Annotated in this window: 3 protein-coding genes; all 3 read right to left on the bottom strand. The window is 27.6% G+C overall.

What is annotated here, in order from left to right; translation table 11 throughout:
• Positions 1 to 467 (bottom strand): hypothetical protein (locus ACMHJW_RS14595; protein WP_413534134.1); only part of this gene is annotated, 467 nt, incomplete at its 3' end.
• Between the two features lie 41 nt (positions 468 to 508).
• A complete protein-coding gene (locus tag ACMHJW_RS14600) occupies positions 509 to 958 on the bottom strand; it encodes a DUF1569 domain-containing protein (protein ID WP_413534135.1) in 450 nt (149 codons plus the stop codon).
• A 70-nt stretch (positions 959 to 1,028) separates the two neighbouring features.
• Positions 1,029 to 1,622, bottom strand: coding sequence for a Crp/Fnr family transcriptional regulator (locus ACMHJW_RS14605; RefSeq protein ID WP_413534136.1), 594 nt, complete (start codon positions 1,620 to 1,622; stop codon positions 1,029 to 1,031).
• Positions 1,623 to 1,869 lie beyond the last annotated feature (247 nt).

Genomic DNA, 1,869 nt, shown 5'->3' on the forward strand with positions numbered 1-1,869 from the left:
GATCCAATAATATTTTTTAGCGTATTTATATCAATCATCTTTAGTTTTAATACTTTATCCTTGTTTAAAACAAACTCAATTATATTTTCTCTACTACAAGGATTATTTATTTTTTTTAATGAATTATTATTCAAATCTGCATCTATATTAGTCATAGAATATTCGTTTAAAATTTCACCTTTATCGTTCGTAAAAATGATATTTAGACTATTACTATCAATACTATTATCAATACTATTATCAATAGTATTAATACTGATAATTTCATTTAAAACATTACTCCTTACAAGATAATAATCATTATAACTTGAAGAAAATTTTATTTCTATAGAATCATTAATAGCTATTGTATCCTTGAGAATATTCAATTCGTATTTACTTATATTTATTTGATTTTCATGTTTTTCATGTTTATTGGTACAGGAAAAAAATAATAGTGTATAAAAAATATATTTTAAGTATTTCATAAAATTTTGGAAAACAACCTGATTAGTATGAACATCAAAAACTAAACCCCAAACTGTCGTAAATGATGATCGAAGTGTTTCCATTGAAGTACTGCCCACTGTTCTGGTGTTAGTTTTCCGAAAAAAGAATGTGGATGTGTAGAGCATTTGCCAGCACCATTTTGATAAAAGGTTTTCACAAGCTCGATTGTCTTAATTTTTTCCTTTTCAAAATCGGGATTATCAAAAATTTTATAGCTAAGATCTGTAGGTGAATTTTTAGGTAATGGTTTATCGGCAAGTTGTTTGTGTATTATTATTCCACCTATTACTCTTCCCAGAAAAGCTCTTTTAGGAAAGTTAAGACCTAACGGAGTTTCAAGAGAAATATTCAAATGGGCAAGCATTTGATTAACGGTCATTTTTCCCCATTGTCTTTGTGCTTTTGGATTAAGTTTTTCAATTCTATTCAAAATATCTTCAACGTCCGTCCAATTGTATAAATTATTCATTTCTGCTTTTTTTTATTTAAGGCAAAAATGAAAATTATAGAAGAACGTATACTGACACATTTGTGTCAAACTAGTACTGTTGTGATATTTTTTTTCTAATTCTCGTCAAGGTTTGGCGCTCTACACCAAGATAACTACAAAGTTGGGATACAGTTATCCGATTAAATAATTGTGGATATTGATTTATAAACTCCAAATAGCGCTCTTCGACATTTTGGAATAAAAAACTTTCAAGTCTTTCCTGCTGATTTTTTAATTTTGTTTCGACAATAAGCCGTCCATATTTTTCAAATTTAGGTATTTGCGCATAAGCTGCATGAAGATGCTCTATTGGGAAATTAACAATAATCGAAGGTTCTAAGCATTGAAATGTAAGTGGACTTGGCTTTCTATCCATAAATGATGCGTAATGAAAGGAATATTCATTTTCGGGTATAAAATAGATGTTCTTTTCATTTCCAAAATCATCAATATGAAATGCTCGGATCAGTCCTTTCACCAAAAAGCCACCCTGCTTTTGGGTTTGACCTGACGAAATATAACACATCCCTTTTTCAAGATAAGCTACGGTTAATTTTTTGGAAAATATTTTCAGTTCAGTCTCGGTTAATTCAGGACAAACATTTTTTATATGGTTTAAATAGGTTTCAATTTCAGCTATCATTATTCATTTTCTAAAATACTAAAATTACAAAAAAGGCAATACAAAACTGTATTAGCTTTTGTTAATGCAATCGTAATGAACGAAAATTTATTATTAATAATGTAAATAAAAATGATTTTTTTTGAACATTTAAAAAACTCATAGATAATAAATACGAGTTTATACTTATATAATTTTTTTATTAATAATTTAAGTACAAAAAACTGAAAAACAAAAAACCCAACAGATTACTCTATTGGGTTTTCTT

Source organism: Empedobacter brevis (genome assembly GCF_965118635.1).
GTDB classification, from domain to species: Bacteria; Bacteroidota; Bacteroidia; order Flavobacteriales; family Weeksellaceae; genus Empedobacter; species Empedobacter brevis_A.

Coding starts and splice junctions, on each gene's coding strand:
- ACMHJW_RS14600 (WP_413534135.1), bottom strand. CDS start 958: ATGAATAATTTATACAATTGGACGGACGTTGAAGATATTTTGAATAGA.
- ACMHJW_RS14605 (WP_413534136.1), bottom strand. CDS start 1,622: ATGATAGCTGAAATTGAAACCTATTTAAACCATATAAAAAATGTTTGT.